23 protein-coding genes are annotated in these 25340 nt (G+C 45.8%); 4 read left to right on the top strand and 19 right to left on the bottom strand.

Going from position 1 to position 25340, the window contains the following annotated elements; all coding sequences use genetic code 11:
• Positions 1-97: 97 nt before the first annotated feature.
• The 4 genes from ACTU7M_RS04565 to ACTU7M_RS04550 form a co-directional block, all read right to left on the bottom strand.
• Positions 98-1717 carry a glycoside hydrolase family 13 protein gene (locus ACTU7M_RS04565; protein ID WP_443473197.1) on the bottom strand — a complete coding sequence of 540 codons (1620 nt, stop codon included), beginning with the start codon at positions 1715-1717 and terminating at the stop codon, positions 98-100.
• A gap of 96 nt (positions 1718-1813) precedes the next feature.
• Complete coding sequence (locus ACTU7M_RS04560) at positions 1814-2236, bottom strand: PTS sugar transporter subunit IIA (RefSeq protein WP_443473196.1); 423 nt, start codon at positions 2234-2236, stop codon at positions 1814-1816.
• A gap of 62 nt (positions 2237-2298) precedes the next feature.
• Positions 2299-3510, bottom strand: a complete 1212-nt coding sequence (locus ACTU7M_RS04555; protein WP_443473195.1) for an MFS transporter — start codon at positions 3508-3510, stop codon at positions 2299-2301.
• 41 nt (positions 3511-3551) lie between these two features.
• On the bottom strand, positions 3552-4241 hold the full coding sequence (locus ACTU7M_RS04550) for an RluA family pseudouridine synthase (RefSeq protein WP_443473194.1): 690 nt from the start codon (positions 4239-4241) through the stop codon (positions 3552-3554).
• A 104-nt stretch (positions 4242-4345) separates the two neighbouring features.
• Between ACTU7M_RS04550 and ACTU7M_RS04545 the strand changes: the two genes are divergently transcribed.
• A complete protein-coding gene (locus ACTU7M_RS04545) occupies positions 4346-5209 on the top strand; it encodes a nuclease-related domain-containing protein (protein WP_443473193.1) in 864 nt (287 codons plus the stop codon).
• 111 nt (positions 5210-5320) lie between these two features.
• Here the strand turns inward: ACTU7M_RS04545 and ACTU7M_RS04540 are convergent, their stop codons facing one another.
• Genes ACTU7M_RS04540 through ACTU7M_RS04520 form a run of 5 tightly spaced genes read right to left on the bottom strand, consistent with a single transcriptional unit; the run spans position 5321 to position 8635 of the window.
• Positions 5321-6298, bottom strand: coding sequence for a CehA/McbA family metallohydrolase (locus ACTU7M_RS04540; RefSeq protein ID WP_443473192.1), 978 nt, complete (start codon positions 6296-6298; stop codon positions 5321-5323).
• Positions 6249-6722 carry a hypothetical protein gene (locus ACTU7M_RS04535; protein ID WP_443473191.1) on the bottom strand — a complete coding sequence of 158 codons (474 nt, stop codon included), beginning with the start codon at positions 6720-6722 and terminating at the stop codon, positions 6249-6251. The genes ACTU7M_RS04540 and ACTU7M_RS04535 overlap by 50 nt, the downstream gene beginning before the upstream one ends.
• Positions 6723-6738: 16 nt before the next feature.
• Positions 6739-7047 (bottom strand): ABC transporter permease subunit, encoded by a 309-nt coding sequence (locus ACTU7M_RS04530; RefSeq protein WP_443473190.1) that lies wholly within the window; start codon positions 7045-7047, stop codon positions 6739-6741.
• Positions 7044-7964 carry an ABC transporter ATP-binding protein gene (locus tag ACTU7M_RS04525; protein ID WP_443473189.1) on the bottom strand — a complete coding sequence of 307 codons (921 nt, stop codon included), beginning with the start codon at positions 7962-7964 and terminating at the stop codon, positions 7044-7046. The genes ACTU7M_RS04530 and ACTU7M_RS04525 overlap by 4 nt, the downstream gene beginning before the upstream one ends.
• A 5-nt stretch (positions 7965-7969) precedes the next feature.
• A complete protein-coding gene (locus ACTU7M_RS04520) occupies positions 7970-8635 on the bottom strand; it encodes a glycerophosphodiester phosphodiesterase (RefSeq protein ID WP_443473188.1) in 666 nt (221 codons plus the stop codon).
• Positions 8636-8868: 233 nt separating this feature from the next.
• Here ACTU7M_RS04520 and ACTU7M_RS04515 point away from each other — a divergent pair, with 233 nt between their 5' ends.
• From ACTU7M_RS04515 to ACTU7M_RS04505, 3 genes are read left to right on the top strand one after another with little or no spacing between them, the layout of a single operon-like run.
• The gene (locus ACTU7M_RS04515; protein WP_443473187.1) at positions 8869-10131 is read left to right on the top strand and encodes a M20/M25/M40 family metallo-hydrolase; all 1263 of its coding nucleotides are present in this window, start codon (positions 8869-8871) and stop codon (positions 10129-10131) included.
• A 5-nt stretch (positions 10132-10136) separates the two neighbouring features.
• Positions 10137-10949, top strand: coding sequence for a DUF3100 domain-containing protein (locus ACTU7M_RS04510; RefSeq protein ID WP_443473186.1), 813 nt, complete (start codon positions 10137-10139; stop codon positions 10947-10949).
• Between the two features lies 1 nt (position 10950).
• Positions 10951-11448 carry a hypothetical protein gene (locus tag ACTU7M_RS04505; RefSeq protein WP_443473185.1) on the top strand — a complete coding sequence of 166 codons (498 nt, stop codon included), beginning with the start codon at positions 10951-10953 and terminating at the stop codon, positions 11446-11448.
• Positions 11449-11783: 335 nt separating this feature from the next.
• Here ACTU7M_RS04505 and ACTU7M_RS04500 read toward each other — a convergent pair whose 3' ends face one another.
• From ACTU7M_RS04500 to ACTU7M_RS04455, 10 genes are all read right to left on the bottom strand, one after another.
• Complete coding sequence (locus tag ACTU7M_RS04500) at positions 11784-13973, bottom strand: alpha-galactosidase (RefSeq protein ID WP_443473184.1); 2190 nt, start codon at positions 13971-13973, stop codon at positions 11784-11786.
• A gap of 12 nt (positions 13974-13985) precedes the next feature.
• A complete protein-coding gene (locus ACTU7M_RS04495) occupies positions 13986-14810 on the bottom strand; it encodes a carbohydrate ABC transporter permease (protein WP_443473183.1) in 825 nt (274 codons plus the stop codon).
• On the bottom strand, positions 14803-15609 hold the full coding sequence (locus ACTU7M_RS04490) for a carbohydrate ABC transporter permease (protein WP_443473387.1): 807 nt from the start codon (positions 15607-15609) through the stop codon (positions 14803-14805). Before ACTU7M_RS04490 ends, ACTU7M_RS04495 begins: the two co-directional genes overlap by 8 nt.
• 200 nt (positions 15610-15809) lie before the next feature.
• Entirely contained in the window at positions 15810-17123 is a 1314-nt protein-coding gene (locus tag ACTU7M_RS04485) for an ABC transporter substrate-binding protein (protein WP_443473182.1), read from the bottom strand.
• 21 nt (positions 17124-17144) lie between these two features.
• Positions 17145-20249, bottom strand: coding sequence for a glycoside hydrolase family 2 TIM barrel-domain containing protein (locus tag ACTU7M_RS04480; protein ID WP_443473181.1), 3105 nt, complete (start codon positions 20247-20249; stop codon positions 17145-17147).
• A gap of 204 nt (positions 20250-20453) precedes the next feature.
• The gene (gene dmpG, locus ACTU7M_RS04475; RefSeq protein WP_443473180.1) at positions 20454-21488 is read right to left on the bottom strand and encodes a 4-hydroxy-2-oxovalerate aldolase; all 1035 of its coding nucleotides are present in this window, start codon (positions 21486-21488) and stop codon (positions 20454-20456) included.
• A gap of 15 nt (positions 21489-21503) precedes the next feature.
• Positions 21504-22391 (bottom strand): acetaldehyde dehydrogenase (acetylating), encoded by an 888-nt coding sequence (locus ACTU7M_RS04470; protein ID WP_443473179.1) that lies wholly within the window; start codon positions 22389-22391, stop codon positions 21504-21506.
• 17 nt (positions 22392-22408) lie between these two features.
• Positions 22409-23431, bottom strand: coding sequence for a TRAP transporter substrate-binding protein (locus ACTU7M_RS04465; protein ID WP_443473178.1), 1023 nt, complete (start codon positions 23429-23431; stop codon positions 22409-22411).
• 24 nt (positions 23432-23455) lie between these two features.
• Positions 23456-24745, bottom strand: a complete 1290-nt coding sequence (locus ACTU7M_RS04460) for a TRAP transporter large permease (protein WP_443473177.1) — start codon at positions 24743-24745, stop codon at positions 23456-23458.
• Positions 24742-25323, bottom strand: coding sequence for a TRAP transporter small permease (locus ACTU7M_RS04455; protein WP_443473176.1), 582 nt, complete (start codon positions 25321-25323; stop codon positions 24742-24744). Before ACTU7M_RS04455 ends, ACTU7M_RS04460 begins: the two co-directional genes overlap by 4 nt.
• Between the last annotated feature and the right edge of the window lie 17 nt (positions 25324-25340).

Below are 25340 nucleotides of genomic sequence, written 5' to 3'. Positions count from 1 at the left end.
AGTGACGCCGGGGCTGCCTTTTTGAGCACGTTTACGAAGCAAATATTCGGTGAAATAGCCGGGGCTGGGAAATAACTCCCAGCCCCGGCTATTTTTATTAGCTTAGCACCTTCACCGCAAATGCTTCATAAGGTTCCAATTTAATACCTGCTAAATGATCATACGTCTTATTGTAGTTGCTGATAATTGTCTCAGTTGGCGTAGTTTTTAAATCCAATCTTGCTTCAAAATCGCTCAAATTTGCGACCACTACCCATTTCTCCCCTTCATACTCCCTCTCATATGCAAAAATAGTTTCGTGGTCCGGAAGCAGTAAGGTGTAGTTGCCATGGACGATGAGCGGGTTTTGTTTCCGCAGTTGAATCAGTTTTTGATAGGTAAAGAAAACGGAATTTGGATCTTCTAGAGCATTGGCCACGTTGACGGTTTCGTGGTTCGGATTGGCTGGAATCCACGGTTCGTTAGTTGTGAATCCTGCGTTTTTAGTATCCTTCCACTGCATCGGGGTGCGCGCATTGTCACGACTTTTCGCATTGAGGGATTCAAAAATAGCCGCTTCGTCATACCCGGAACCTAGGCGGTCATGGTACATATTAATCGTTTCGATATCCCGTGCTTGGGAAATATCGGAAAGTTCGCGGTTGGTCATCCCAATCTCTTCACCTTGATAGATATAAGGCGTTCCTTTCATCAAATGCAACAGAATCGCGAAAAGCTTCGCACTTTCAACGCGGTATTCGTTGTCGTTACCCCATCGTGAAACAATACGCGGGGTGTCATGATTATTCCAGAAAAGACTGTTCCAGCTGTTTTCGCCAATTTCGGTTTGCCACTTTGTCAGTGTCTTTTTTAAATCAATGATATTCAGCGGTTTGAGGTCCCATTTTGACTTGCCGGGTTGCTCATCCAGCCCGATATGTTCAAATTGGAATACCATGGAAAGTTCTTTGCGCTGCGGGTCTGAGTACAGCGGTGCATCGGCCGGTGTCGCACTCCACGTTTCGCCTACGGTCATCACATCGTAATTCCCAAAAGATCTGTGATTCATTTCCTGGATATAATCATGCAATTTCGGTCCATTGGTAATGATTTTTTCATCGGGAACTTTACCGATGTGATCAATGACATCCATTCTAAAGCCAGCAATACCTTTTTCCAGCCAGAACGTCATCATTTCGTAAATTTTGTTGCGCATCTCTTCATTTTCCCAGTTCAAATCAGGTTGTTTTTTACTATATAAGTGCAAGTAATACTGGCCGCTTGCTTCGTCGAATTCCCACGCCGGACCACTGAATGTGGATTTCATGTCATTTGGCACACCACCATCGACAGGATCACGCCAAATATAGTAATCGCGGTAAGGATTGTCCTTGCCTTTTTTTGCTTCCAGGAACCATTCATGTTCGTCGGAAGTATGGTTTACGACCAGGTCCATGACGATGCCGATATTGCGTTTTTTTGCTTCATTAATAAGATTATCCAAATCTTCCATGGTCCCGAACTCAGGATTGATTGCTTGGTAATCGCTGATATCATAGCCGTTGTCATCACCAGGAGATTGGTACACCGGCCCCAACCAAATGACATCAACACCTAATTTTTCAAGGTAATCCAGATGCGAAATAATGCCGGGAATATCCCCAATACCATCATTATTTGAGTCTTGAAAACTCCGAGGATAGATTTGATAAATCACACTGTTTTTCCACCAATTCATTCTTTTACCTCCAATTCGTAAACGCTTACGTTGTCTATATTAGCAAACAAAAGTAATGCTATCAATGAGTATAAAAAAACACTATCCAGTTTGAAACTAGATAGCATTCTCAAGTATTTTTTTCAATAACAATTCTAATTGCTCCTGATTTTTCGAATTCACATTTTCTTGCAGAAATTGGGCAATTTGGCGGACGACCTTGAGATGGGCTTCGTCATCTGCAGCTGAAAAGGCGATGACGGTATCAACGGGATCATTCGCCGGGTTGCCAAAATTGATTGGTTTTTTCAGGGTGATGATAGCCGCACCGGTCTTTAAAGCACCTAATTCCGGCCGTTGGTGTGGGATTGCGACTCCAGGCGCAATGACGAAATAACGTGTATTGCTCTCGTAGGTCTGGATCATTTTGCCGACGTAACGTTCGGTAACGTACCCCGCTTCAATCAAGAGATTCCCTGCCATACGGATTGCATGGGCACCATTTGCTGCGCGCACGTCAAAGGCAGTCAAGTTTTCCATAGAAGCCCCTCCTTTGTTATTTGTTTCTATTATAACGGGACATGAAAAAAAGTGCGAAGTTTTCACTTCACACTTTTGTCTGCTAATAAGATTAAGGCTCCAATCAGGACGGCTACTACCATGGATGCCACAACAGCCAGAGTATAGCCTCCGCTTAAGTCATAACTGAATCCATAAATGGAAATGGCGAAAGCTGCACCAATATTTTGGGTAAAATTCACGATTGGGAAAACTTTTCCAAAATGTTCAATCGGATAAAGATGCTTGATGAAAAGTGCCATACCCACTGCTGTTAAGCCGTAGATGGACCCGAACATGAAACTACCACTCAGCATGAAAATTTGGCTTGCCCCTAAAAGCAACAACCCGAATCCAGAAGTAACTGCCAGAACCATTACCAAATTGGCAAAAATGGCTCCTTTTTTATCATTCAAGACTCCGACCAGCAGTTTGAAAATAATATTTGCAATCATAGCTGCAGAAATCATCATCGCACCGACGGCAGTTGAAAAACCAAAGTCGGTTGCAACGCCTGGTAAATGTTGGACCATGCCCGTTAACGCCGTCGCAAAAATGCTCACCAAAATGACAAGGACAAAGGTTTTTGTTTTGTAGGTGAATGGTTTGACTTCAGATTTGAAATCTCCTGCTTGAGCTGTTTTGACTTGTTCACCATCTCGATAGGGTTCCAGTCCTTCTTGTTGCGGTGTTGCTTTGAATGGGATGAAAAGCGCTGGTAAAGCAAACACCAGGTACAATACAGACTGAATGATGTAACCCGCTTGCCAACCTTGTGACTCCATCAAACTGGAAACGATTGGTGAAAGAATAGCACCTGCCACCCCACCGAAACTGAAAACAAGACTCGTAACTAAACCATGTTTCGCAATAAACCAGTTATTAATAAGAAATTGTAACCCAACAAAGCCAAAGAATGCTGATGAGAAGCCACGAATAAAGCCCAGGACGCTAAACATCCACACTTGACTCGAAAGTGACATTAAAAAAGTCATCACTGCCGCGACTACACTGGCAACGAGGACAATGAGACGATAATCAAATTTCTTTAAGAATGCAGGAACAGATATGGAACCAACCGCAATCCCAATACTGATGAACGTGGAGTGTAATGAAAATGCTCCTGTTGAAACGCCGATTGCTTGTGAGACGGGCTGGATGTACAGACCATTCAAGTTGATGTTCAAACCGACGGATGAAGCCGCAAGAGCACAGGCTATAATTGTTATTAATACGTATTTTTTACTTTTTGTCATTCATTTACCCTCCTGTTAATTACTTGATTCTACTCCCATTTTCAACTTTCGTCCATAACAGTTGGAAATAAATTCCACGGGTGTTGGTTTGGTGGGCTTGAGTAGATGGTTAGCGGCTCCTTTTTCACAGGATGTTTAAAATGTAATTTTGTCGCCCAAAGTGCGATTTGTTGGCCGTGTTTATTGAGATGTGCACCGTATTTTTGGTCGCCGAAAAGTGGCGTGCCATTGCTTGCGAGCTGGACGCGGATTTGGTGTGGTCGGCCGGTATGCAAGTTGACTTTGAGCAGGCTGAAGTTGTTTTTTGTCATCACTGTTTGGTAATCGAGAACGGCTTTTTTGGCTTCCGGATGGTTGGCGTTCACGCTGAAGACTTGATTCTTCTTTCGGTCTTTATAAAGGTAGTGCGTAAGAGTGCCCGCGTTAGTGCTGGGTTTGCCATGGACGATGGCAAAATAAGTGCGATCGATCGTGCGTCGGCGCAGCATGTCGGACATGCGCGCGGCGGCTTTGGATGTTTTGGCAAAAACCATTGCCCCACCAACGGGCCGATCCAAGCGGTGCAGGAGACCGAGGTATACGTTTCCGGGTTTTTGGTACCGGTGTTTAATGTCATGTTTCAACATTGTAAGGAAATCAAGATCCCCGCTGGCGTCGGCTTGAACCGGGATGTTGACCGGCTTTTCGACAAGAAGAAGATGATTGTCCTCGAACAATATCGGAATTTTCAATGGTGCTGATTCTCCCTTAAAAATAATGCTTCAATCATACCATAAAAAAAGCTTTTAGGGACTTTTTGCTTATATATAGGTAGATAGAAAAAGGAGATGATGGGATGTTATTGAAGCGTCGAGATGATTTAATTGAGTTGGAACTGATGAAGTGTTTGCGAGGACGGGTTACGTTTAGTGAAAAAGAAGAGCGCCAATTCCGATTTTTGGTGTTGGGGGAAATCGGGGAAAATATAGTTAATAATAAAGCGGCTTGCTTGGAAGGTACCATCGTTCAAATCCAGGACTTGGTAATTTCCCAAGATCGCATATGCCAAATTGATTTGTTACTGATCGGTTCTCAAAAGATTCATATTTTGGACGCGAAGCACTGGGAAGGTACCTATAAGGTGGGACCGGATGGCTTCATGGATTTGACACACGATCCCCTGCACCAATTGGAACGTGCAAAGCGGATGGTTGCGGAAATATTGCGAAAAATGCGAGTGCCCTTGCCGGTTGAGGCGCGGTTGGTATTCACGAATCCCAATGTGACTTTATATGGGTTGACTGCGGAAATGCCGATTGTCTTGCCGCAGCAGCTGGATAGCTATTTTCAAAAAATCCGGATGACAGAAGCTGCAATGTCGGATTGGCAGCTGCGGCTCGGTGAAAGGTTCGTAGGGATGCATGTGAACGATAATCGGTACCGAAAGTTGATGTCATACGATCACGATTCGGTACGGCCGGGGATAATGTGTGGGGAGTGCCGGGGAGTGATGCGAGAACATTCCCGGAAAATGCTTGGTTGTTCCAATTGCGGGTTGACCGAGCCCAAGTTGGTCGGTCTGAAGCGGACAAAGAAAGAGTTCGAGCGGTTGTTCCCCAATCATAAAAAACCGGTGGAGTCATTGTATCGTTGGTGCGGTGGCCTTGTATCGAAAAGGTCGATTTATGAGCATACTCGGAAGAATAAAGTGAAAAATTAAATTATAATTCCGAGTTTCGGGAAAAGTCGGAATTATAATTTGCATTTATCAAAAATACTGCCGAGTTCACCCAAAACTCGGCAGTATCTCAACTTTTATTTCCGAACGGATTTACTTTTCAATATAAATAGGGTTGGAAACGAGAAGTAATTCGTTTGTTTTGTCCTTAATCGCGCCCCAGAGTTCGAGGCGGACATAGCCCGGCTGGAGGTGGAGGGAAAGGGTTATTTTTTCTTCGGTAATCGGGATATCCAGATAGACTTCGCCATTGTGGATGATTTTGACCCGGTTTGCGCGCGGATTAAAAGGCGCAAATGCGGGCAGATCAAATGGTTTCGCCTGAATATTCGTTACATAGATCCCGGTCGGAATGGTATCGCCCATATGATGGCTGCCGATTTGCCAATCGAGTTTTGGTCCAAGGGTCAAATAGAAAGCTCCCTTTTCCAATGCTTGGCGGAAACTGGTTGGGGTCAACTGGCCCACTGTTTCGATATAGGTGACAGCGGGATTTTTGTCCAGGCCTTCCAGTCGGTGCCAATCGCGACCGGCACTGGCGGAAATGCGGTAACCCTGGTCAAGCAAATGGGTCCAGCGCGCATACGCTTCCCAACTGGAAAGAGACTCGTCTGGGCAAACTTCATTCCAAATTTCAATGTAATCGACATTTTTCCAATTTTCTACTTCAAAGGACCAATGGCATCCTGTGCACATGGGGCTCCCGATTGCATAAGGATGAGCGATACCCACCAATCCGCCGGCATTTTTGACTTCCTGGATGTGATAATCAATTGTGGTCGGCTGGGCGTCGCGCCAATCAACAAGGTAATCGGCACCGTGAACAAGCATATGGCCGAAATAGGTCGTCCATTCGATCCCGCGCATCGTCACGAGTCCCTTTTCGTCAGCCAACTTTTTAAATTCCGGATAGCCGGAAGCAGTATTGTGGTCGGTTAAAATTAAACCATCGTAACCGAAATTGCTGGCTTCTTGGCATAATTCGGCGACGGTAAAATGGGCATCGCTATGATTCGTGTGGCTATGCAGTTCGACTGCGTATTGCTTCATGGAATCCTCCTTTCGCTTCAACTATGACGTGTGCAATTAGTTCTGGCGAGCAAGTATTATGGACATTCAATTGCAGTTCCCACTCCCCTTTTTTAATGGGCAAGGTCGGAAATCCCAGACTGGACTCTTTTTCAGACAACACTATTTTTTGGTCACGGTCCTTGGTGTGGCGTGCGCCCAGATAGTGATTTTCGTAAGCCAAGGATAGCGTGACCAAATTTTCCACGGGCAAATATTGTTTAGCCATTTCCCATGTGACTTCACTATCCGTATACCGTGGGAGCATCTTCATGATAAAAGGCAAAGCATCTTCATCACTGGCATAGGCAGGTCCGTACTTAAACATTATTTCCAGGATTTCGCAATCATGATCCAAAGTAAACGGCACCCGGATATTGGTTTGGTTATCTTTGGGGGTGATGATGATTATTTTTTCAAGTTTCAAATGCGTGACTCTCCTTTCAAATTAATAACAGCACCATGCCAATCAAGCAGGCTTTATAGGTCATGGGCAGGATAATGGCACGGAAAATTTGCCATTTGTTGGCACCGACATCGCGGGCCGTTTCGATTGCGGTTTCCGGAATACGGGACAGCGCATGTAAAATAATCAAGGTCGTTCCAAATAAATAGAAATATCCACTCAGGAATAAAATCAAGAGGATAGGTATGAAACCAGGTTTTTGCGTCAAATCACAGAGCCACTTAAATGAGAAACGAAAGAACAAGGCCAAAAGATAACTAACAATAATAACTAATACCTTGCTCACAGCCCGACTCCTTTTTCATAATTGATGAATTTTTCGATGTTAAATGTTATCGTCTGTTTCTCATTAAATACACTGGCACTATTTTTTGGCGCGTAGGCTTTAATCACATATTTTCCCGAAAGAATTCGGATTGTTGCATAATGCCCAAAAAGCATTATTGAGTCAACAATCCCGACATAATCGCCTTTACTGCTGTCAAAGATACGGACGTCTTCGGGACGGAAGGCAATTTCCTCAAATGTATTCATTTCCCCACTAAAAGTAGCGACATAGCTGTTTTTAGGATGGTCATAAATTTCGAGGGGCGTTCCAACTTGGACTACCCGCCCTTCTTCCATGACCACAATACGTTGCGATAAGGAGAGTGCTTCAGTACGGTCGTTAGTTGCGAGTATGATAGTCGTCTTCAGTTCGGACTGGATACGTATGAGTTCTTCGTACATATGGGCCCGGGCATTTTCATCCAATTTGGAAAAAGGTTCGTCCAACAATAAAACTTTCGGTTTTAAAAGTAAAGCGCGTGCCATCGCAACGCGCTGTTGTTGCGCAATTGTGAGTTCATGGGGATGCAGCTCATCGGTCAACGACATATTCACTATGGCGAGCATGGCGGCGACTTCTCTTTGGATTTGTTTGCGGTTGTGTTTCCGCAAAGTTAATCCAAAAGAAAGGTTTTGGAAAACAGTCATGTGCGGCCACAAGTTATCGCTTGGAAAAACCATGGCGGTTGGGCGCACTTCTGGTAGTAGTTGCGTGATGTCTTTGCCCTGCACCATTACTTCACCTTCCGTGGCGGGGATAAAACCGCCGATTTTGCGCAAGAGGGTTGTTTTTCCACAGCCGCTGGGCCCCAGCAACGTAACCATTTCCCCAGCTTTTATTTTCAAATGAAGGTTTTGAATTTGTAAGTCAAGCACGTCATTTAGCCACCCATCGCCTGTCTGACCACGTTTTGGTAAAGGTAGCTGATAGCATACTTGGTCGTCACGTTTTTGACATCGGCGCTCCGGAAACGGTTGATTTCGGCAAAGTCGTTGACGGTCCAGACGCTCAGGTTCAAGCCTTCTTGGTGGAAACGATTGATGACGCCGTTGGTTGCGAGGCGGTAATTGATATTAATCGTTTCAATGCCTTTTGTGTGACAAGTTTGGATGATTTCGTCGATTTGTGACTTGGTCATTTCCCAGTTCAGATAGAGGTGGGGAATGATGCTCTCGGCGTTATAATAGACTTGCTTCAGGTACATTGGGTCGGGTAAATGAGCCAGATTGACTGCGCCGGACAGGATAATGCGGTCTTGGATATTGTGTTGGGTCGCTAAAGCAAGGACTGATTGTTCGAGATTTGGTTCTTTGAGATCACAGTTCATCAGTGCATCGGAATCGGTTTTCAGGATTTGGAAAGCATTATCGAGGCTGAGCATGGCTTCGGACCAAAATGTTTTATCATGGCTCAAATAAAGTTTCCCTGTTTGCGAGCGGCGGACATCGACTTCAACGCAGGAGATTCCTGCCAGTAACATTTCTTTGATAAATTGCCGGCTGTTATCTGGGGTACCGTCACTGCCGGAGTGTGCTGTAAGCATCATTGCACTCACCCTTTCTTTCTGTTACAGCCTATTATAGGAAAGGGATGTAAATTTATTTAGGCGTTTAATGTAAAGTTTGTGTGGGGAATGTAAAGAATCATTAAAAAGGTTTTCTCCGATCGCCTTTTATCGATTTAGTGACCAATCTTGGGAAAATTACGCCTGTCCCATTGACCCTTTGTTCGTAATTTCGTATAATTACCACGTTGTTTAAGTAAGGAGATGAGTAAAAAGTGACTTTTACCGAATATTATCCAGAAATAGCACGTGTGGTCGCTGATATCTGGGACCATCCTGAACTGGGGTATAAGGAGGTTCATACCAAACAGGCGATCGAAAAGTATTTAACCCGCTTAAACCCGAATATCGACATTGACTATTTCAGCACAACTGGAATGAAAGTGACGCTATCTTCCGGGAAACCAAAAACAGTGGCTTTTATCGCCGAACTGGATGCTGTGTATGCCCCAACCCACTTCCATGCCAATAAAGAAACGGGTGCAGCCCACAACTGCGGTCATTATACACAGGTTGGCATTGCCCTGGCGCTCTACACCCATTTATTCAAGACCCGGGCCTTCGAGCAGTTGGACTACAACCTGCAGTTCGTCTTCGTGCCTGCGGAGGAATATCTGGATTTGGCTTACCGCAAGTCGTTGAAGGAACAAGGCATTATCCAGTATTACGGGGGCAAGCCGGAAGCGATGCGCCTAGGGGTGTTTGATGATGTCGATTTCGGCATTTGTGTGCATGCCATCGGCGAATATTTCACCGAACCGACGATTGAGTTGTACTGCGATTTGGCCGGCTTCTTGTACAAGCATTACACATTCGAAGGGAAAGCCAGCCATGCCGGTTTCGATCCTTTTTCCGGGGCGAATGCCTACAGCATGAGCACCCTGTTCAACGTGGCACTGGGCTTGACCCGTCAACATGTGCGCGACGACCAATCGGTGCGGTTTAACCCGATTGTGGCGGAAAGCGACATGTCGACCAACGTCATTCCGAACCGCGTTAAAATCGGAACGGATTTGCGCTGCAAGACAGTCGCATACATGAAAGAAACGGTCAAAAAACTTGATATGGCTGCTAAAGGGAGTGCTATGGCCTTGAATGGTCAGGTTCATATCGATACGGAAATGGGTTATTTACCTTTCGTCCAGGACCGGTATTTGTCTGATTTGGCCCGGGCTGCCTTTGACAAACAAACGGCCATCACTGGGTTGATCACCGATCGTGGCAGCATTGCGGCGGCGGGAGACATCGGCGATTTGTCCTTCCTGTTCCCTTGCCTGCAAATCAGTTATGGCGGTTTCACCGGTTCAATCCACGGCGATGATTTTAAAATGGACGATCCACACTTTGTGTTGGAAACTTTCCCTGCTTACTTGATGCAAGTTTTGGCAGAACTGAATGGAAAATTAGAAGAAGCGCCTGCTTACAAACGGTCCTTTGCCGATTATGAAGCATTATTGGCGTCAATTGTGGAGGAGTAAAAAATATGGAGAAGCAAGAAACTGCTCAAAAGAATGGTACCTTTGTTTGGCTGTTGGCAATGGTTTTGATTATTATTTTCATCGCGGAAATGATCGGTTTTCAATCATTCGCAATCGGCTCATTGCGTGTGAGTGTTTTGCCGTTGGTTTTCGCGGTATTGATTGGCATGATTTTTGGTGTTCCGGCCATTCGCAAAGGTGTTTTGGCGAAAGTCTATTCGAAGGAAAATATCCGTTTCTCGGGTGAAAACTTGATGTTCATCATGTTGCCCTTGATGGCGCGTTACGGTGCTGATGTGGCACCACGTATCGGTGAAATCATCAAGGTCGGCTGGGTTTTCTTGATTCAGGAAATCGGTAACTTAGGGACCATCCTGATTGGGTTACCAATCGCTTTGTTATTGGGTCTGCGTCGCGAGGCAATCGGTGCGACGTTGGGAATTGGCCGTGAAGGCGAACTTTCTTACATCACTGAAAAATATACCTTGAACTCTCCGGAAGGTCGTGGCGTCTTGTCCATGTATCTGATCGGAACCTTGTTCGGGACCATTTTCTTCAGCCTGTTTGCCCCGCTGGTATTGTCATTGGGCTTGGATGTGCGCGCTCTGGCGATGGCCTCCGGCATGGGTTCATCCAGTATGATGACTGCTGCCTCCTCTTCATTGGTCGCTCTTTATCCCGAACAGGAAAGTGTAATCCTTTCTTATGCGGCTGCCAGCCAGTTGTTGACGAGCTTCATGGGCACCTACACGATGGTGTTCCTGGCTGTTCCGTTGCAACGTGTGATGTACCGTCTGTTCACCAAGGAGGAAGTATAGTATGCAAAATCAACAATATTCAATGCGTGAGTTCAAGAAACATGCTCTTATTCTATTATTGAGTGTCGCTTTGATCCTATTCACGCAACAAATCAAATTGGTCAAATATCCGGACGCAACGCCGATCACGGGCACGACATTCGTGGGGTTAGCAGTCCTTTGGGCCTTCTCACTGTTGGGAATCTGGGTATCCAAAGCCACAAAACGCACTAAAATTGGCTTCTTGCAAGAATTCCCGACACTGGGTTGGGTCTCAATCGTATCGTTGGTTTTTTGTCTGGCTTCCGATTTCTTCGTCCAAGCCATCAGCGCGGTCGATTTCCTGTCGATTACAACACCAATTTTGACTTTCGCCGGCATTTCGGTGGCGGACAGTCTGGCTGACCTCAGCAAGACCTCCTGGAAAATCGCGATCGTTGCTGTTTTCGTATTCTCCGGCGCCTATGTTTTGACGTCATTGGTGGCACAATTGGGCTTAATGTTGTCCGGTGCCTTATAAAATCAACAATGAAAAAGAAGCATTCCCATTTCAGGGGATGCTTCTTTTTGTTATCTATCTAGCAGTGTTGAAGGAGTGAAAAACTACCAAGCCCAACATTTTCGTGCAAAAAGCTTCATTAACGATGTAGTAACATCATTGCGTCCTTCTTGGCAAGTGTTTTCTGATTGATTACGCAAAGGTCGGCAACTTTCTTTGGCACCTTTGCGCTACTTTGGCTGCGGCAAAGCAAAGGTCGGGACTTTTGAACGGACCTTTGCATCCATTTGAGTGTAGCAATGCAAAGGTCGACAGCTTTCGCAAGACCTTTGCGTAATCAACGGAGCGCTCTCGTTTTACTCGGCGGTCAAATACCAGGTGAACGCCTGGTAATCTCCTGCCACATTGGTCGGCAGGAACATGCCACTGTACATGAGCTCATCGCCGCCAACCGGAGCGCCGGTGTCGCTGAAACGGTAGTTCTTTTCTGGATCGAGGCCCTGCATCTTCAGGAAACCCAGCGGTTCCGAAGCCTGGTTGAGGACTTTGTAGTAGAACACGAGGGCTTCACTCCGGTCCTTGGACACGAACATCCAGGCGCAATCGTTGCCGGCAAACGGACTGATCAGGCGGTAGAACGAGCCGAACTGCACCAGAGCGCGGTGCTCCTTGTAAAAGGCGACCTGCTCGGCGACCACCTGTCTTTCGTCTTCCGACAGCTTCACTACATCCAGCTCGTACCCCAGGTTGCCGGCACTGGCGACGGCCCCGCGCATTTCCAGGGAAGTCACGCGCCCCAACTGGTGGTTGGGTGAAGCTGAAACGTGGGCACCCATCGTGATAATCGGATAAACCAAACTCGTTCCGTATTGAATTTTCAATCGGGAAACCGGATCGGTGTTATCGCTGGTCCAGGTCTGCGGCATGTAATACAGCATGCCGGGGTCGAAGCGGCCGCCCCCACCGGAACAGCCTTCGAACAGGATGTGTGGGAACGTGGTGGTCAAATGCTCCAGCATCTCATACAGCCCCAGGATATAGCGGTGGTAAATCTCTCCTTGCTGTTCCGCCGGGTATTCATTGGAAAAGCCTTCCGTGATGTTGCGGTTCATGTCCCACTTCACATAGTCCACTTCGGCATCGGTGAAGATGGCGGTCAAGGCCGCTTCGATATGGTCACGGACCACCTTGCGGCTGAAATCCAGCACATATTGGTTCCGCCCCAACGATTTGCCACGACCCTTGACCTGGAGACACCAATCCGGGTGGGCCCGGTACAGGTCGCTTTCACCTGAGATCATCTCCGGTTCAACCCAGATACCAAACTTCATCCCCTTCGCCTTGATTTTCCGGGAAAAGGAACGGATGCCGTCGGGGAACTTGTCTGTATTGACAAACCAATCCCCCAGCGCCTCCAGGTCGGAATTGCGTTTCCCGAACCAGCCGTCGTCGAGCACGAACAGTTCGATGCCCAGATTGCTGGCTTCATCCACGATCGGCAGCAACGTGCTTTCGGTAAAATCGAAATAGGTCGCTTCCCAGTTGTTGATGAGGACAGGACGTTCCTGGCTTTTGTGCACGCCCCTGAGCAGGTGCTCGCGGTAGAGGTTATGATAGTTTTGCGACATGCCGTTCAGGCCGTCCTGCGAATATACCATCACGACTTCCGGGGTCTGGAAAGCCTGTCCTGCCTCCAGCTTCCAGCTGAACTGGAATGGGTTCAAGCCCAGGTTGAGGCGCAACTGGCTGTATGAATCGACCTGCAGTTGAGCGGCGAAATTGCCGCTGTAGACGAAGCTGAAGCCGTAAACTTCCCCGGATACATCGTCCGCTTTCTTGTCGACCAGGGCCAAGAACGGGTTTTGTTGGTGGCTGCTGGCTCCCCTTTTGCTGTCAATCACCTTGATGCCATGGGCAAGTGCTTCACGCGTCAATTGCGTTTCCCGCGCCCAAGACCCGTTTAGGTGAATCAAGTCGAAATCGGCGACCGGGGAATCCAGGCTCACACTCATCATCTTTTCGATGTTCACCGTTTCCGAACCCACGTTCACCACCTTGGCCGATCGGACCAGGGCGGCATGATGTTTGAAGGACGTGTAGGTCAAGGCAATTTCCAGATCGCCCACTTCATCTTTCAGGATGATTTCAAGGGTTTCGCAATCATTCGCGGACCCTTGCACATGCGGCAATCCCGCCAAGCCTTCCCGACCCGGGAAAACCCGGTGCGTATGGTAGCGGAAATCGCTGATGGAAGTCCCATCCTTGAAGCGGAAGATGAAAGCCGGTTCGCGGAAATCCCCGCTCCCGAAGCTGGCGTATTCCTGCGGCAGGGTATCCAGTGAAAACAGGCGATCGGTGGCATTGTGCAGATTCGGCGAAAAGGAGCGGTCGACCCGGGGATAGTTCCGGATTGATGAGAGCTTCCTGAGCGGGGCCCCGAAATACGTATGTGACAGGATTTCATTTTCTTCTACCGTCAGGATGTAGCTGAAAAAGTCATTTTGAATATGAAAGCGACGTTCGCTTTCGTTAAAAGTAATAGCCATAATACCTCCTTGTTATTTAACCGATCCAAGCATACCTGCCACAAAATGTTTTTGCAGGAAGAAGAAAATCGCTGCGGTCGGAATGGTTGCAATCATAATCGCCAACATGATCATGCCGTAATCCGGAGAGTAGCCTGCTCCCAGGTTGGAAATCAACAAGGGAATGGTTTGATTTTCCGGCGATTGCAAGACAATCAAGGGCCACAAGTAGTTATTCCAGCTACCCATGAACGTAATGATGGCGGCTGCTGCATAGGTCGTTTTCATTGTTGGAATAAAAATGAAGAAAAAACAGCCCAGTTCTGATAAACCGTCAATCCGGCCCGCTTCCAGCAATTCTTTCGGGAACATTTTAGTGTTTTGCCGGAAGAAGAAGACCAAGAAGGCCGTAGCTAAATAAGGCAGATATGCAGAAAATAAGGTATCAATCCCGATTGCCGGCGCTACGGATGAAATGGTTCCGAACATACGGAACAACGGAATCATGATAGCCGCGAAAGGAATCATCATCGATAGCAACAAAATACGAAAGACTATTTCTTTCCCTCTCGATTTGTGGATTTCAAATCCGTAACCGGCAAGCGAAGCTACAAGAAGCGAGAAAAAGGTTTGGGACAAGGATACAATGGTCGAGTTTTTGGCGGCCGTCACGATATCTACGGTTTCCAACAGTTTCTGGAAGTTAGCAATCAGATTTGTACCCGGCAACAGCTTTCCGTTGGTGACATCGATGGAAAGGTTAGTCGCGCTAACAATCAAGAAATAAAACGGAAAGGCAAAAACGATGCTCACCGCAATCAAAAATGCGTAAACTGCCACTTTTTTTGTTTTAGTCATTGTCTCTACCTCCTACCCAAAATTGTATACTTGAGAAAATAATGACGAGAATTACGATGGCATAAGAAACAGCCGCTGCATAACCGAAGTCCGGCGTAAATTTAAACGAAAGGTTGTAAATATACTGGGAAATGGTCGTGGTTGCATTACCCGGTCCACCACCCGTGATGTTCATCGGCTCATCGAACAATTGCAGGGTCCCGATGGTCGAGGTCACGGTCGTAAACAAGATGACCGGTTTCAACATCGGTACGGTGATTTTGAAGAATTGTTGGATGCTTGATGCCCCATCGATTCGGGCTGCTTCATAAATTTCCGGACTGATATTTTGCAAGGCCGACAAGAAGAAAATCATGTTATAACCGGTCCAGCGCCAAGTAATGGCGATGATGATCAACACTTTGGCCCAGAATGGGTTGGATAACCACAAAATTGGGTCATCAATCAAGGATATACTCATCAAGATTTTATTGACGATTCCGTTATTACTGAACAAATATTTGAAAATAATGGAATACGCAACCAGGGATGTGACGGATGGTAGGAAAACAAGCGTCCGAAAAAGCCCTTTCCATTTCAATGTTTTTTGATTCAACAGCACTGAGAAGAAGATTGCCAGTATTACCATGATCGGCACCTGGAACAGCAGGAATATCAGTGTGTTTTTAGTAGCGGTCATAAACGTGGGATCCTGGAATAAACGCTTGTAGTTATTCAAGCCCACGTACTCCAGATTAACACCAGTACCTGATTGGAACGATAGTAACAACGATTGCACCATTGGATAAAAATAAAACATGCCGATTAAGCCAACCGATAGAATGACAAATGCCCAACCTAAAATGTCTCTTTGTGTTTTTAACTTGCTCTTTTTTACTTTACGATTTGCTATACTTTTCTCCACCTGTTTCTCCCCCTTATAGCAAATCCTAGAAATCAATAACTTTGATTGTTGGTAAACGAATCAAGTCATTAATTTCTAGGATATCGATGCTGATTCTACTGGATTTGTGTTTCTGCTTGTGTTTGGGCGTTGGCTAAAATTTCATCCAAATCCCCACCATTCAAGTACTCTTGCATAGCCACAACCATGATATCTTCGATAGCGTAGGTGTTTTGACCAAAATTAACTTGTGGAATTTCTGTTATCCAAGCTGAAAAGTCTTGGTATACTGCTTGCCCACCGAAGAATTCGTCTTCCATTTTATAAGCGTCGCCTTCAGCAGCCGGACCGAATGCACCGATCGCACCGATTTCTTCAACTAACGTTTGATACAACTCATCGCTGGAACCGAATGTTTCAATCAAAAAGTCTGCTGCTGCTTCTTTGCCATCAACGTTCAAGACATACCATGATGAACCACCCAAGTTGGATGCATTGACAGAGCCTTCAATATCCAAGCGAGGATATGGCACAACTGCCCATTTACCTGATTGGTCAGCAGCTTGTTTGATGGAAGGCGTGAACCAGTTACCAGTTGGAGCTGTTGCTACAGCACCCGTGTTGACTGCTGATACCAATTGACTCCAGTCACTATGGACGTTCATCATGCCGCCATCAACCATGCCTTTATAGACTTTGAAAGCTGATTTTAGTGCTTCATTGTCCGCAATATCCGGTGTCGTTCCATCTTCTGCTGTGTACCATTTACCGGCTGTTTGGATCATTGTCCGAATCAAGCCAAGATCATTGTGGTCACTCGTTACAAATTTTACGCCGGTTTTTTCAGTGACATCTTTCCCGATCGTAACGTACTCTTCCCATGTGATATCGGTCAAATCTTCTACTGAATAACCCGCTTCTTCAAGAATATCAGTACGAACATAAAGGCCTGTTACCCCGGAGTCAAACGGAACTGTGTAAACTTCATCCTCAACTGTTCCCGCTGTGACTTTATAGTCTGCGAAATCATCCGCATTAAGTAAGTCCGTTACCGGGTAGAAAGATTCCGGATAAGCTTCCAGGAAACTTTGGATACGGTAGTCCTCAATCAAGACGATGTTTGGCATTCCTTTAGTTGTTCCGGAACTCAAACTTGTATTCAATTTTTGGACGATATCATCCTGTGCATTTTCAATCACATTTAATTCAAAATCCGGGTTGTCAGCGGTATAAACTTCTTCCGCCAATTCCAGGGCTTTCAAGTTGAAGGCTGGGTCCCATGCCCAAACGGTGACTTGATTTGTACCCCCTCCCGTCGTGCTTGATCCTTCTGTTCCAGTGGACTCAGCTGTTTCGCCTCCGTCACTCGCACACGCTGCCAATAATAAACCTGCTGTTGCCAAACCCAACCATTTTGTCATTTTATTCATTTTCTGTTCCTCCTTTATTTTTTAAACATATTTATTCAGTGTTTGTGGTTGCCATTCGTTTTTCGAAAATGCGAACATCGTAAAGGAAAATGAGAAATCTTGATTTAATAACACGTACTGTTCCAACACACCCGGACCACAAGTTGCCGACCCGATTCCTTGGTGTTTTTGATCCACGTTCAGTTCGATAAAGTCCTGCTTTTCTAAAGCATGCGTGTGTGTGGCTGTTTCCAGGTTCTCAGTTGTATAAGGTCTGGCGCTGAAATTAAAATCATCACCTTTGACAAACAACCCAGAACCACTATCAGCGTTCAATGCCACCCAGGATACATCTGTCCGGTTGCCGTTTTCCTGAGGCACTACATAGTTTGTTGATAATTCCGGTATGCCTGCATGCCAAATTCCGAAACGATTGGCTAGTTTGGTGTCTGAGTATGCCTCACCTGGTCCTCTTCCGAACCACGAAACATTTTGCAAGGTTTGATTGATTCTCGCCTGCAGTCCGATTTTCGGTAAAGTTTCGGGTCCTTCGCCCACTTTTTTCGCTTCCACATTGACTGCCATTCGTCCATCTGCCTGGATGTGATAGGTGGTTGTAACCTCGAATCCCCAATCAAGGACGGGTGGCGCGACTTTCGTTTCAACCGTCACGGTCACGTCGGTTTCACTCTTATCGACGTTGACTGCCTTGATACGGGTTTGCAAATGATTCAAACCGTGCTTCTTCCAATCTTGTGCCACTGACTTAGTTTGGAATTCCACACTGCTTTTCAGGTCGTTATCAGTTGGTGCCCGCCAAATATTCAGCTTAAACCCTTGTTCAAGGAGTTCCAACTCATTTACTTTCCAGGAAACGAGTTCTCCTTTATTGAGGTTAAATATCCATTCTGTATTGGTTCCCTCAACTTTTAGAACGTTTTTGTTCTGGTCAACATGTAGCTGAGAAGCAACAAGTAAATCTTTTTTAGCTTGTTTAGCAGTATTTAAAAGCTCTTGATGCCAAGCAATTTCGTGACCTGACTTAGCCCATCTCGTATTGAATTTTTGTAAAAATTGAATGTTCAGGATTGGATTAAAAGCTTGATCTACACTATTTTGGGGTAAGTCAAGTTCAACTTTCTTTTCTTGTCCTGCCTGGATATCTGATAAATCAAGCGTTCCTTCTCGTAGTATTTCCTCGCCATCAACCAATTGCCAAACCCCATAAACATGGTCGAGATTGATAAAATCATAATCATTTTGAATGGTTATATATTTATCTTCCAATGAAAAATCCGTCACGCGAATCTGTTCAATCACTTTTTTATATTCATATAACGCGGGTGAAGGCGTCCGGTCCGGCATCACTAGACCGTCGATGACAAATGTTGAATCATGAGGCGTTTCTCCAAAATCCCCACCATAGGCAAAATACGATTCACCCGTTTCGGTGTGTTTGCGAATGCCATGATCCATCCATTCCCACACAAAACCACCTTGTAGGCGTGGATGTTTCCGGAAGACTTCCATATATTCCTTGAATCCACCTGGACCATTTCCCATCGCATGGGCATATTCGCAAAGGATATGTGGTTGCTTGAATTCAGTGCGCTGTCCGAGTTCGTCCATCAGTTCCACCGAACTATACATGGTTGAGAACATATCCGCTGCAACATTTTCCTCTTGTGGATCGTTGTTCGTGCGCGTCAGAATATCGCGTGTTTCTCCTTCATAGTGAATCAAACGCGTATCATCTCGTTTTTTAGCCCAATCGTACATCGCTACATGGTTTTGACCGAAACCGGATTCATTTCCAAGCGACCAGATGATGACGGAAGGATGATTCTTATCGCGTTCAACCATGCGTTCCATGCGGTCTAGGTAAGCCGGTTGCCATTCCAGGGAATCACTCAGTTGATTCCACTTGCCGATAATATCGAAACCGTGCGTCTCAATATCCGTCTCATCAATAACATACAAACCATATTCATCACACAAAGCGTAAAATCTTGGATCGGCAGGATAGTGGGCTGTACGAACTGCGTTGATATTGTATTGCTTCATTAACTGGACATCTTTTACCATCCAGTCAAAATTTATCGCCCGCCCATAATCTGGGTTATCCTCGTGACGGTTCACACCTCTGAACATAATCGGTTGCCCGTTTATTTGAATTAACCCATCTTTCAACTCTACCATTCGGAAACCGACTTTTTGCGGAATGACTTCCACGATGTGGTCGTTTTTCTTAAGTGTCAAAATCAAATGGTACAGGTAAGGTGTTTCTGCCGTCCATTTTTCTGGGTTTTCTACATCTAATAGGAGACTGGTCAGATTTCCAGACATTTGAACGTCATTTGCGATAATCTCTTCCCTATCATGATTCAAAAGGGTTACGTTCAGTGCGTATCCCGAACCCTCCGTAATAGAATCCGTTTTCAATTCCAACGATAAAGTTGCATCTTTATATTCTTTATCCAGTTCTGTTTTGATGAAAATATCCTGGATGGAAATTTCAGGTTTCGTATAGAGATAGACATCACGGAAAATCCCGCTCATCCACCACATATCCTGGTCTTCTAAATAACTCATTGCCGACCATTTATAAACTTTAACAGCCAGAGTATTTTCTCCTTCACGAATATGATCGGTGATATCAAATTCTGAAGGTTCGCGACTACCGGTACTGTAGCCAACCTCTTCGCCATTTACCCAAACATGAAAAGCACTGTCTACCCCTTCAAAGCGAAGAATGGCTCTTTCGTTGTCATCAGCTTTGTTGAAGTTGAAATTTTTCCGATATAATCCGGTCGGGTTATCCGACGGTATATGGGGCGGATCGACCGGGAATGGATATTGGACATTGGTATAATGCGGACGACCATGACCGTTTAATTCCCAATGAGCCGGTACAGGCATTGTTTCCCACTCTTCGTCTGCAAATTGTTCGCTGAAGAACTGCTCCGGCCCTTCTTCCGGAGTAAGCGTATACATAAATTTCCACAAACCATTCAGAAGCTGGAAGCCTCTCGCTAACTTTCTTTCATAAGTAAGTGCATTTTCCTTGTTTTGATAACCAAAGAAATAAGCATGTGGATTTAAGGTATTTCTGTGCAGAATTTGATGATTTAAATAATCTTTATTCAAAACGAAAATCCCTCCCGCCTTTAGTAAAACATTTTACATATTATTTACTAAATGATTAATTACATTATAAGATTCAATATATTTGAAGTCAATAGTAAGCGGTTAATTTATATATTAACAAACACTACCTGATGCGACCAATGTTATCCCCAAAAAAAAGCGTGCCCCTCTATCTTTGCGAGGATGCACGCTACTACCGTGTTCTTAATTCAAGATCAATTCTTTTTTCCGTGCTTCGGCCATTTCTGACGCCACATCGGCGATCATATCTTCCTGACCACCGACCACTTGCCGTTTTCCCAGTTCGATTAAAATATCGCGTGGGTCGATGCCGAAGCGTTTGCCGGCCCTTTGCGCATGCAGGCGGAAACTGGAATAAACCCCGGCATATCCCATGGTCAAGCTGTCTTTGGTAATTTCTTGTGGAACTTCCAAAATTGGAGCAACAATATCTTCCGCGGCATCCATGATTTTGTACAAATCTACCCCGGTTTCAATCCCCATTTTATCTAGGACCGCCACCAATACTTCTGTTTGGGTATTTCCGGCCCCCGCACCCAGTGCGCGGATGCTGCCGTCGATGCGGGTCGCTCCCGCTTCGATTGCGGCCAAGGTGTTCCCCATCGCCAATCCCAAGTTGTTATGCGCATGGAAACCAACTTCGACCGAGAGGGCCTCTTTCAAGGCGGTTATTTTTTCCGTGACTTCGCGCGGTACCATCGCACCCGCCGAGTCGGTACAATAGACAACGTCCGCCCCATAACTTTCCATCAATTTTGCTTGCTCAACCACCTTTTCTACTGGTGCCATGTGGGACATCATGAGGAAGCCGACAACTTCCATTCCTAATTTTTTCGCATATTCAATATGTTGTTTGGAGACATCAGCTTCCGTTACATGGGTTGCTACCCGCACCATACGCGCGCCCAGTTGGAAGGCTTTTTCCAGATCAGGGATCGTTCCAATTCCCGGCAGGAGCAAGACCGAAATTTTCGAATAATCGCAGACATCAACCGCAGCCTTGATCAATTCATATTCATCGACTTTAGAGAGGCCGTATTGTAACGTGGATCCCCCCAACCCGTCCCCATGACTCACTTCGATATACGGAACGCGGGCCTCGTTCAAGGCTTTTGCCACCGCAGTCACTTGTTCAACGGTGAATTGGTGGGCAACGGCATGGCTACCGTCCCGGAGTGCGACCTCTGTTAAAATAACATCTAGTTGTTTATTTTCCATTATAAGTTCCCCTTCCTATGCGTCCTGTTTTTGCAAGGCAGCTTTGAGCGCAAATTCTTCCGCGACTTTCACTGCTGCTGCGGTCATGATATCAAGATTCCCCGAATATTTAGGGAAGAAATCACCGGCGCCTTCAACTTCAATAAAGACGGTGATTTTGTTCCCGTCAAACAGAGGTTCCCCACGCAGACGATAGCCAGGGACGGCTTTTTGGACTTCGGAAACCATTTCATTGATGGATTTTTGAATCGCTTCTTCATCCATCTTATCCTCTTCGACTAAAGCATAGACGGTATCGCGCATGTAAATCGGCGGTTCAGCCGGATTCAGAATAATAACTGCTTTGCCCTTTTTGGCCCCCCCGACAGCTTCCAATGCTTTGGAAGTCGTTTCCGTGAACTCATCGATGTTGGCCCGTGTTCCGGGACCGGCACTTTTACTGGAAATGGTTGCGACTATTTCCGCATATTCGACCGGCGCAACGCGGTTGATGGCACTGACAATCGGTGTCGTTGCCTGGCCGCCACACGTGATGAGGTTGACATTATCCTTGTCCAGATGTTCATCAATATTGACGGTAGGAGCGACATAGGGTCCGATGGCAGCAGGTGTCAAGTCATACATCATTTTACCCAATTCCCTGGCTACCTTGGCATTGTAAAGATGCGCCCCAGCAGACGTTGCGTCAAACAGGACATCCGCCAACTCCGGTTCTTTTCTGAACCCGTCAATTCCGTCGGCAAAACAACGCAACCCCAATTCCTTAGCCCGTTTCATCCCTGCTGACTCCTCATCAATCCCGATCATCACGGTCGGTTCCAGGATATCGGATTGGAACAGTTTCATCATCAAGTCGGATCCGATGTTTCCGGAGCCGATAATTCCTGCTTTAATTTTTTTCATCATTATTCTTCCCCTTTTCACTTGGCATTTTTGTCAGCTGCATTTATATAAGCTTCATAGATGCCAGGATCGACTGCTGCTTCGATTTGGCCATATACGGATTGCGCTTTTTCAGCAAATGACTGTTGTTGTTCCGGTGTCAGTTCAATGATTTCGATGCCGTAATCAACAATTTCCTGGGTCATCTCCTCGATATTCGCATCGAGATACTCATTGGAATAGCTGATTGCTTCCGTGGCCGATTCACTCACAAGTTCCTGCAAATCTTCAGGCAATTCGTTGTAGAATTCCAGATTCATCGCCCAAGGGATGGTCTGCAGCAGGTGATTGGTCATGATGAAGTAATCTTGTTGTTCGTAAAACTTTTGAGAATAAATCAACTCGATTGGCGTTTCTTGCGTATCAACTGTTCCTTGTTGCAAAGCCGTATACAATTCGTTAAAAGGCATCGGTGTCGGACTGGCCCCAATTGCGCTCCAGGCGGCTATATGGAATTGGTTTTCAATTACGCGGATGGTTTTTCCTGCCATTTGTTCCGGTTCAGTAATGACTTCATTGGCCGTCATGATCCGAAAACCTTGGTCGGCCGTTCCTAAAAATTTGAAGCCGGCTTCTTCATATTCCTTTGAAAGCTTGGCAACGAACTCGGGATCGCTGTTGGTTGCACGGGCATGTTCCAGATCCTGGAAGAGGAAATGCAGGTCAAATACAGCAGCTCCCGGAACGAAGTTCACTTGCACGGCCGCATTGGAGTTCATGACGGTGATATCGCCAAATTGGACGCCTTCCATCAATTCACGGTCCCCGCCCAATTGCGAGTTGGGATAAATTTGGACCTTGATCCGGCCGTCAGAACCTTCTTCAACTAATTCCTTGAATTTTACAGCACCTTGATGCAATGAGGCCACATCCGCTGCGCCGTGCGCATAATTGATGACATACTCAGGTTGGTTCTCGTTTGTTTTTCCGGAGACAAGTCCGCATCCAGCCAAGGTTGTGGCAATGAATGCTGTTAGCATCAGTGTGATTTTCTTTTTCATGGTATCCCTCTCATTCTTATCTCTTTACTTGAGTAACAACAGGCTGATTTCTGGAATAAAGGCAATTAACAATGCCGCAATCACAAAGGCAATCATGTACGGGGTTGCTTTCTTGGCAACCTCCATGACCGGTACCCCACTGATGGAACTGGCAACATAGAGGTTCAGGCCAACCGGTGGCGTCACGAAGCCGATTGCCAATACCACAATCGTGATAACACCAAAGTGGACAGGATCCATCCCAATGGCAGTAACGATTGGCAAGAAAATCGGCGTCAAGATTAAAATCGCGGCCAGTGTTTCCATGAACATACCAACTATCAAGAGGAAGCCTATGATAATCAGGATAATGGCAACCTTGGATGATACGGCCCCAGTTATCGCTGTGGCAATAGTTTGAGGTGCCTGCATAATAGTCAGGACACGTCCGAATACCGTTGCTGTCGAAACTACCAACAGAACGGGAGCAGCCGTTTTAATCGTATCTTTCGTTATACTTGCTAAGTCTTCAAGTTTCATCGTTTTGTAAATAAGGATGCTGACGATGAGGGAATAGACAACCGACAAGTTCGCAGCTTCTGTAGGAGTCACGATTCCGCCGTAAATCCCCCCAAGGATGATGACTGGTGTCATCAAGGCCCAGAAACTTTCCTTTAAAATTCCCGCAAAACCATTCTTTCTCAGTTCGTCAGTGTTTTTTTTCAATTTTTCTTTGTCTTCACCGTGTTTCTTATAATAGAAGTAAGTATAGATACATAAGAATGCACCAATCAAAACACCGGGTATTATTCCAGCTGTAAACAGATCACCTACTGAAGCTCCAGCCGAGGTTCCATAAATGATGAATGGCACACTAGGCGGGATGATGACTCCTAATCCACCAGCTACGGCGATAGTTGCAATAGATACTCTTTTGTCATAGCCCAATTCAGTCAACAATGGGAATGTCATCGCCCCAACCGCTGCAACGGTTGCCGGTGCCGAACCGGAAATGGCCCCGTAAAACAAACAGGTGATGATGGCAGCAATGGGCATGCCACCGGTTTTGTCACCGATAAAATAAGCGAAGAAGTTAAAAATACGTTTGGAAATACCACCTTTGGCCATGATATTACCCGAAAGGATAAACAAAGGGATCGCAAGTAATGAATAGGAATCGATGCCCGTCACCATATTCCGGAAAATATACCCGGCACCGGCCGGCAAGCTCGGATCGAAAACTGATGCCGAGAGCGAGGCGATTCCCAGCGAAATCGCAATCGGGACACCCAATATCAATACAATGAAGAAAACAATAAAAATTCCTGTAATCATCTTTCTCTACCTCCTGTTTGGGTAACGACATCCGTATCATTCAGGCGTTCTTCTTTCGTTGTGAATTCGCTTTCATTGCGTTCATCGACAACTACTGTCTTTTGTGCAGTGCTTCTGACAATAATAAGCCGTGCATATTTTTGGATGAGACGTACGATAACAAGGATAAAACCGACGAAAACTGAGCCGTAAACAAGGTACATCGGTAATTGTAATCCCGGACTGGTTTGGTTGGTATTAAACAAGATACTGATGACCTTCATGCCCGGTTGGAGCATGATGATGGCAAAAACGAAGAAAATCGCATCCCCGATCATTTCAAGCGGTTTTTGTAATTTCGGTACGGATAGCTCCAACATGTCGATCCGGATGTGGGATTTATTTTTGATTGAGTAACTCATGCCTAAGAAGGTGAACCAAATGAACAAATAGCGGGATAATTCTTCCGGCCAGGCAAGTGCTTCCCCGAATACATAGCGTAGCGTAATCTGCAGACCCATTATCAATACTATTCCCCAAAGAGAAAATGACATCAAGATTTCTTCGCCTTTTTCATTTAATATTTTTAATAACTTCATTATTTACACTCCTTTTC

It is taken from the genome of Jeotgalibaca sp. A122 (assembly GCF_052266715.1).
In the GTDB taxonomy this organism is placed as follows: Bacteria; Bacillota; Bacilli; order Lactobacillales; family Aerococcaceae; genus Jeotgalibaca.
This window is presented reverse-complemented; position numbering and strand designations above follow the sequence as displayed.

Excerpts from the sequence above, each read along its gene's own strand:
- ACTU7M_RS04555 (WP_443473195.1), bottom strand. The coding sequence starts at position 3,510 with ATGACAAAAAGTAAAAAATACGTATTAATAACAATTATAGCCTGTGCT.
- dmpG (WP_443473180.1), bottom strand. The coding sequence starts at position 21,488 with ATGGAAAATAAACAACTAGATGTTATTTTAACAGAGGTCGCACTCCGG.
- ACTU7M_RS04505 (WP_443473185.1), top strand. The coding sequence starts at position 10,951 with ATGCAAAATCAACAATATTCAATGCGTGAGTTCAAGAAACATGCTCTT.
- ACTU7M_RS04470 (WP_443473179.1), bottom strand. The coding sequence starts at position 22,391 with ATGAAAAAAATTAAAGCAGGAATTATCGGCTCCGGAAACATCGGATCC.
- ACTU7M_RS04495 (WP_443473183.1), bottom strand. The coding sequence starts at position 14,810 with ATGACTAAAACAAAAAAAGTGGCAGTTTACGCATTTTTGATTGCGGTG.
- ACTU7M_RS04490 (WP_443473387.1), bottom strand. The coding sequence starts at position 15,609 with ATGTTTTATTTTTATCCAATGGTGCAATCGTTGTTACTATCGTTCCAA.
- ACTU7M_RS04485 (WP_443473182.1), bottom strand. The coding sequence starts at position 17,123 with ATGAATAAAATGACAAAATGGTTGGGTTTGGCAACAGCAGGTTTATTA.
- ACTU7M_RS04455 (WP_443473176.1), bottom strand. The coding sequence starts at position 25,323 with ATGAAGTTATTAAAAATATTAAATGAAAAAGGCGAAGAAATCTTGATG.
- ACTU7M_RS04465 (WP_443473178.1), bottom strand. The coding sequence starts at position 23,431 with ATGAAAAAGAAAATCACACTGATGCTAACAGCATTCATTGCCACAACC.
- ACTU7M_RS04460 (WP_443473177.1), bottom strand. The coding sequence starts at position 24,745 with ATGATTACAGGAATTTTTATTGTTTTCTTCATTGTATTGATATTGGGT.
- ACTU7M_RS04500 (WP_443473184.1), bottom strand. The coding sequence starts at position 13,973 with ATGGCTATTACTTTTAACGAAAGCGAACGTCGCTTTCATATTCAAAAT.
- ACTU7M_RS04520 (WP_443473188.1), bottom strand. The coding sequence starts at position 8,635 with ATGATGCTTACAGCACACTCCGGCAGTGACGGTACCCCAGATAACAGC.
- ACTU7M_RS04545 (WP_443473193.1), top strand. The coding sequence starts at position 4,346 with ATGTTATTGAAGCGTCGAGATGATTTAATTGAGTTGGAACTGATGAAG.
- ACTU7M_RS04510 (WP_443473186.1), top strand. The coding sequence starts at position 10,137 with ATGGAGAAGCAAGAAACTGCTCAAAAGAATGGTACCTTTGTTTGGCTG.
- ACTU7M_RS04560 (WP_443473196.1), bottom strand. The coding sequence starts at position 2,236 with ATGGAAAACTTGACTGCCTTTGACGTGCGCGCAGCAAATGGTGCCCAT.
- ACTU7M_RS04565 (WP_443473197.1), bottom strand. The coding sequence starts at position 1,717 with ATGAATTGGTGGAAAAACAGTGTGATTTATCAAATCTATCCTCGGAGT.